At 58.6% G+C, this 5,202-nt stretch carries 6 protein-coding genes and 1 pseudogene; 2 read left to right on the forward strand and 5 right to left on the reverse strand.

Features of this window, described 5'->3' with window-relative positions; translation table 11 throughout:
• Positions 1 to 131 (reverse strand): annotated as a pseudogene (locus AC1DY5_RS41115) (IS110 family RNA-guided transposase); the annotation flags it as partial.
• Positions 132 to 266: 135 nt separating this feature from the next.
• Between AC1DY5_RS41115 and AC1DY5_RS41120 the strand changes: the two are divergent.
• Positions 267 to 596: a hypothetical protein gene (locus AC1DY5_RS41120; protein ID WP_478120194.1), complete on the forward strand. Its 330-nt coding sequence runs from the start codon at positions 267 to 269 to the stop codon at positions 594 to 596.
• A gap of 303 nt (positions 597 to 899) precedes the next feature.
• Here the strand turns inward: AC1DY5_RS41120 and AC1DY5_RS41125 are convergent, their stop codons facing one another.
• From AC1DY5_RS41125 to AC1DY5_RS41140, 4 genes are all read right to left on the reverse strand, one after another.
• Positions 900 to 1,223, reverse strand: a complete 324-nt coding sequence (locus AC1DY5_RS41125; protein ID WP_478120199.1) for a hypothetical protein — start codon at positions 1,221 to 1,223, stop codon at positions 900 to 902.
• Positions 1,224 to 1,501: 278 nt separating this feature from the next.
• Entirely contained in the window at positions 1,502 to 1,951 is a 450-nt protein-coding gene (locus AC1DY5_RS41130) for a MarR family winged helix-turn-helix transcriptional regulator (protein ID WP_478120195.1), read from the reverse strand.
• Between the two features lie 35 nt (positions 1,952 to 1,986).
• Complete coding sequence (locus AC1DY5_RS41135) at positions 1,987 to 2,868, reverse strand: NmrA family NAD(P)-binding protein (RefSeq protein ID WP_478120196.1); 882 nt, start codon at positions 2,866 to 2,868, stop codon at positions 1,987 to 1,989.
• A gap of 96 nt (positions 2,869 to 2,964) precedes the next feature.
• A complete protein-coding gene (locus tag AC1DY5_RS41140) occupies positions 2,965 to 3,606 on the reverse strand; it encodes an HD domain-containing protein (RefSeq protein ID WP_478120197.1) in 642 nt (213 codons plus the stop codon).
• 123 nt (positions 3,607 to 3,729) lie between these two features.
• On the opposite strand from AC1DY5_RS41140, the gene AC1DY5_RS41145 reads away from it, so the two are divergent.
• Positions 3,730 to 4,776, forward strand: a complete 1,047-nt coding sequence (locus AC1DY5_RS41145; RefSeq protein WP_478120198.1) for a GlxA family transcriptional regulator — start codon at positions 3,730 to 3,732, stop codon at positions 4,774 to 4,776.
• The last annotated feature ends 426 nt before the right edge of the window (positions 4,777 to 5,202 follow it).

Below are 5,202 nucleotides of genomic sequence, written 5' to 3' on the forward strand. Positions count from 1 at the left end.
CATCGGCTCGGCGCGCGCACGCCGTCACCCAGCGACAGCTTCCAGCTCTTGTCGCCCAATTCGAAGGCCATATACAGCCGGCCGATGATCGTCGTATCCTGCCCCTGAAGGGCTGTGTCAGGCGCTTTCATTTGCATGCTCCTTTCGAAAAACGAGTCTTCGAATCCTCGTTCTACTCCAGGGGGCTTACCTCCGCGGCCCTTCCATAGTATCTAGGGCGGGATGCGAATGACTTGAATTGCGAGAAAAACAAGCAGGATGTCACCATGCCTGACGATAGTCAGATCGCGGGATTCAGAGTGGGCACGKTGGTCGGTTATCCTATCAAAGTGCGCTTCACGGATTTGAATGACAATGTATATACCTTTGTCGTTAATGAAAAATTTGCTCTATGTCCGGAAGCTGGGGATCCCTCTCAATGCCCGGCCAATAAGGCAGTGATTCGCCAAAAACTATCTTGCAGTGTCGCCAATAAAACAGGAGAGGGGCATCCCAAATCGAGTGACTGGTGTGGAGGCGTCAATCCAAATCAGCAAAGAGAAAAGCAATTGACCAAGAATTATCTGAGCCTTCCGCAGCCAGTTGATTTTATGTAATTAGAAGCTCGGTAAATCGGCTGTCATGTATGGGCGCCCTCCATCGATTAGGGTCAGGGCGTTCGTTTCAATACCTCTAAAGTTGACAACCATTGATACTTCGCCGATCTTCAGCGAGAGGACACTGAAGGGGAGGATCGAGAACTTCTAGCGATCGCGCGGGGACCTGCCCTAAAGAGCTGTAGCAATGGGAGTCCATTGCATCGCAAACCGCACGTCCTGCGAAGCACGTTCAAAGGCTGTGATGCTGTTGATCGATGTGTGGAACAACGCTGATGCCAAGGGACTCCCGACTTCGACAGTTCAGGTGCGGAAAGTCCAGTCGACTCCAATCAAATCAAGGACTTGGAAGCGGAAATCGGAAATTCGTGTAATGGCGGCGTGTTGATCAAAGTCACTCACCCCGGACCGCGCAGCTACGTTCAGCTCGTGGAGGCCTACCGTGACGATGCCGGTCGGCCCAAGCAGCGTACCGTGGCGTAGAGAAAAGTAATTCCGTTCCAAACGTGACGGCAAAAGTGAGACTGCCTGTGGTCTGAAGAGCCTTGTGCGCGGCCAAGCCGCGTCCAGCAAGGGGTTGGTCATTCGGAAAGTAAGAGTGAAACCGCTGTTCCAGCGCGGCGTCATCGACGCAGGCCTTGAAACTCGGTCGTCAGGGCGKYCAACCTGTTCAACCGATAGCGGCGCGTGTCACGGCTGCGCGCGCCTTTGGCGCCAGGCACCTGTATCCCGTCGGCGGCGCGTAGCCGAGACAAGAATAGCAACYGCGGCAGTGCTTGCAGCGRAAAGGAGCAGCCAGCATCTGTGCGTCCAGCAGCGGTGCACCGCGCGGGYGTGGCGAGTCCAGCGGCGTCGAAAAGCGTGGCGCGAAACTCCTCATGATCCAGCCAATTCGACAGGTCGACTCACGCAGCGGATGTGTTGCGCATATCCAGTCCAGCCAATTCCATCCTGAGCGCGGCCACTCTCTGCGTTCCATTCAATGCTTCCATCCGGCGTTGCGCTTGCAGCCAAAGTGGAAAGGCTTGACGAAGGAGTCGTTGCCCTGCCTGCGTGAGCTCCACCAGGCGCATGCGGCCATCAGCGGGCGCGGGGCCAATCTGAACCAAGCCATCTCGCTCCAGAACGGAGGCCATCTTTCCCATGGCCGTCCGTTCGGTGTCGAGGCGCTCAGCAAGGGTGCTCATGGGCGCACTCTTGACCTCTTCGAGCAAAGCCAGAATCAGAAACTGCGATATCCGTAGCCCGGTCGGCTGCAGATGCGCGTCGTACAGCCTTGCCGCCTGCCGGGCGGCCCTCCTGATGGCAAAGCAGCTGCAATCCTCGACCCGTATGGGCGCATCGACTATGGGCATACCAAGCTCCTTGAATCCGAGCTGGACCCAGCCCTTTAGACAAACGCGTCTCGGTTCTTCGCGATGAAGTCCGCAACGGATAGCGCCGGCTCACCCGTCACCTGCTCGACGGCATTGTTTGTCCCCGCGAACACTCCGTTCTGATAGTCCTGTGCCACCTCGACCAGGTGTTGAACGAGGAACGGGTTGAACTTGTAGGTGTGCTGCATCTCATGCCGGAACTCTTCGATGGAGAGCGGGGCATATTCGATTTTCGCGCCAAGTACGTCGCTCATGGCTGCGGCAATCTGGTCGTGATTCATCTCGATCGGGCCATGAAGGGTGTAGGTCTTGCCCCCGTGCGAGGAAGGGTTGTCCAGGATGTGTGCAATGACGCGACCCTGGTCGTCGGCGCTGATGGGCGCGTGACGGCCGTCTCCGAACGGGAACTGAATGCGCTTCTTCGCCCAAATCTCATGCGCGAAATGGGGATAGACGAGCCAGTCGGCGAAGAAGGTGGGACGCAGGTGGGTCGTCGCCACGCCTGACCAGTCGAAAACACGTTCTGCAACCCAGTGGTCMTGCGCGGCATGGCTCTTCGAGTCCCGCCGGGCCGATATCTGCGACATGTTGACGATGGCAGTGACACCCRCCTCCTTCGCAGCCTGCGCAAAATAGGCGCTTGCGTGGACAATGCCCGGGCTGATGGGATGCAGGAAATAGGCGGAGCGAATCCCTTCCATCGCAGAGCGAATCGCATCGAGGTCAGTGAAGTCGCCCACGGCAATCTCGACGCCCCTCTCTCGCAGGGCCTGGGCAGCGTCGCCATCAGCGCGCACATAGGCCCGCACACGCCTGTCCATCTTCAACAATGTGTCTATCGCTGCGCCTCCTGTACGGCCCGTTGCACCACTCACGAGGATGTCTGCTTGAGTCATGATTTGCTTCCTTTCAGCCGCTACGGGCATATGCTCGTAGTCGACAAAACTGTGCCCGTTCAGTGGAGGCACAAGGCCACTTTTCTTGTTTGCGGATCAGCTCTCGAACGGAGCGTGGTCGAGTAGGTCGCAAACGTCGGGAACCACCAAGCCATGAACATGGCGACGCCCGATGTCCGCCAGGCCGGTGCCGACCGCGGTATGCGGCTTCTTGCGCGCGACCGCTGCGAGAGCCTCTTGAAACGCTGCCTTGAAGCCGAGGCGTGGGTACAGGGCAAGCGTGTCGTCGATGAGCCCGGGGGTGATTTCGTCAATCCGAAGGCCCATGACATCCACGTGCGCGCCCATGTGCACCAGGGCAACTTCCGGCTCTCGACGATCGGCGATGCCGGCACTGGCGTGCAGGGCAATGGCATCCCAGACCAGCTGAGCCTTTGCCTCCGAGTAGCCCTCTGCAATCAAGAATTGTCTGGCGGCATCCGCGCCGTCGACCTCAAATCGGTTGTCCGCTGCGTACTCATTGGTGAGCCCCAGGTCGTGAAGAAGAGAGGCGAGGTAGACGGCTTCTCGGTCGTACTTCAGGCCGCGCTTCTTGCCAAGGAACTCAGAGAACCACCAAGTCCGGTGCAAGTGGTTCTTCATCGTCTCCGAGTGCACTCGATGCACCAGCGAGACGGCCTTGCGAGCGAGCTGTGTGTCCGGAGTGGTCATGCCGCCGACAGTGACGAGTGAGCTCATTTGGGATGCCTCAGATTTGGTTGACTTGGGCTCAAGTCTAAAGACCGGAGCGGTGGCGTAAAAGACATTCTTCAGACGATTTGTGCCAAAATGAAGCCTTGGTTTTTCGAGACCGGAGGCCTGATGAACAAGCGAACGAAGCTTAGAAGTGCCCATATCGGGCCCGCTCAAAAGCGGGTCGTCATCTTGGGCCTGACACCGGTGGACGCTCTGGATGTCATAGGGCCGGCAGAGGTGTTTGCCTTGGCCAACAAGATGCACATTGGAGAAACCGCGCCCTACACGCTCGAGCTGGTAAGTGCAGGCACGGACGTGTACCTGGAAAGCGAGACTGGTATCGGTCTCAGGGGGCACCGGACCTTGGCCGACGAGCGCCGCGCGAGCAGACCTATCGACACGCTCCTCGTGGCCACTGGCATGGGCTCACTGGAGCACTTGGACAGCACCGCCATCGATTGGCTACGAGGCCGAGCCAAAACCATAAGGCGGGTTTGCTCGATATGTGTTGGCGCGTTTGCGTTGGCAGAGGCCGGGCTGCTGGACGGCCGCCGAGCGACAACCCATTGGGCCATGGCGAATCGGCTTGCCGAGCGCTACCCTGCAGTCCAGGTTGACCCGAATCCGATTTGGGTGAAGGACGGAAACCTCTATACGTCCGCGGGAATCTCGGCTGGAATCGACCTCGCCCTCGCATTGGTTGGAGAAGACCTGGGCAACTCTGTTGCGTTGGAGCTCGCAAAGGGCTTGGTCTTGTTTCTTCGACGACCGGGAGGACAAGCTCAGTTCAGCGTCTCACTCCAGGCCCAGAAAGGGCTGAGCCCTATCCTCGATGGCCTGCGTCTTTGGGTAAACGAACACCTCGGCAAGGAGATAACGGTCGAGATGCTTGCTGAGGTCGCAACCACAAGTGTCAGAACGTTGGTGCGGATGTTCCAACGAGAGATGAAGACCACGCCCGCGAAGTACGTTGAGCAGGTACGGCTCGAAGCAGTTTGCCAGGCTCTGGAGCTTGGTGGACGGTCACTGGAATCGATTGCGCGCCGATACGGCTACCAGAGCGTGGATGTCTTGAGGAGGGCGTTTGTCCGGCGCCTTGGGGTGACGCCCAAAGAGTACGCACAACGGTTCGCGATTGCTGCCACTGGACCTGACGGAATCGAAGTCACTTAGAGTGGTAGAGCGTCGGTGCTCAGGATCTACGTCCCATGAGTCCCGAGCGACTCGGCAACCCGCGCCGGTGCGAACTGACCCATTCAAACAAACGCCGCAGCGATTGCGCAAATCCAGAGTTTCACTTCTGCAGGGAGACAAGGGTTTTTGGGCATGTTGAAGGTCATGCACGATAAGTCCGCTGATGGCCGACTGCGGCCCGTCATGCGATCGCGCTGCGATGGCCTTGCTTGCGTCGATAGCACGCGAGCGCGGCGATCTTGATGGCGCCCAGACTGACAAGCGGCTGATCGCCATTGATGCCCCCGATAACCTCGCGCACCCAGCGCCCAGCGCCACTGGGCATCACGCCCGCTGAATTGGGCGAGCGCGATGGTTGAGTGGGCTGAGAACCTTGCCGCTGAGATGTTACGTCTTACGCAAGAG

The organism is Variovorax sp. P4_D9 (assembly GCF_056401695.1).

Coding starts and splice junctions, on each gene's coding strand:
- AC1DY5_RS41125 (WP_478120199.1), bottom strand. CDS start 1,223: ATGACGCCGCGCTGGAACAGCGGTTTCACTCTTACTTTCCGAATGACC.
- AC1DY5_RS41130 (WP_478120195.1), bottom strand. CDS start 1,951: ATGCCCATAGTCGATGCGCCCATACGGGTCGAGGATTGCAGCTGCTTT.
- AC1DY5_RS41140 (WP_478120197.1), bottom strand. CDS start 3,606: ATGAGCTCACTCGTCACTGTCGGCGGCATGACCACTCCGGACACACAG.
- AC1DY5_RS41145 (WP_478120198.1), top strand. CDS start 3,730: ATGAACAAGCGAACGAAGCTTAGAAGTGCCCATATCGGGCCCGCTCAA.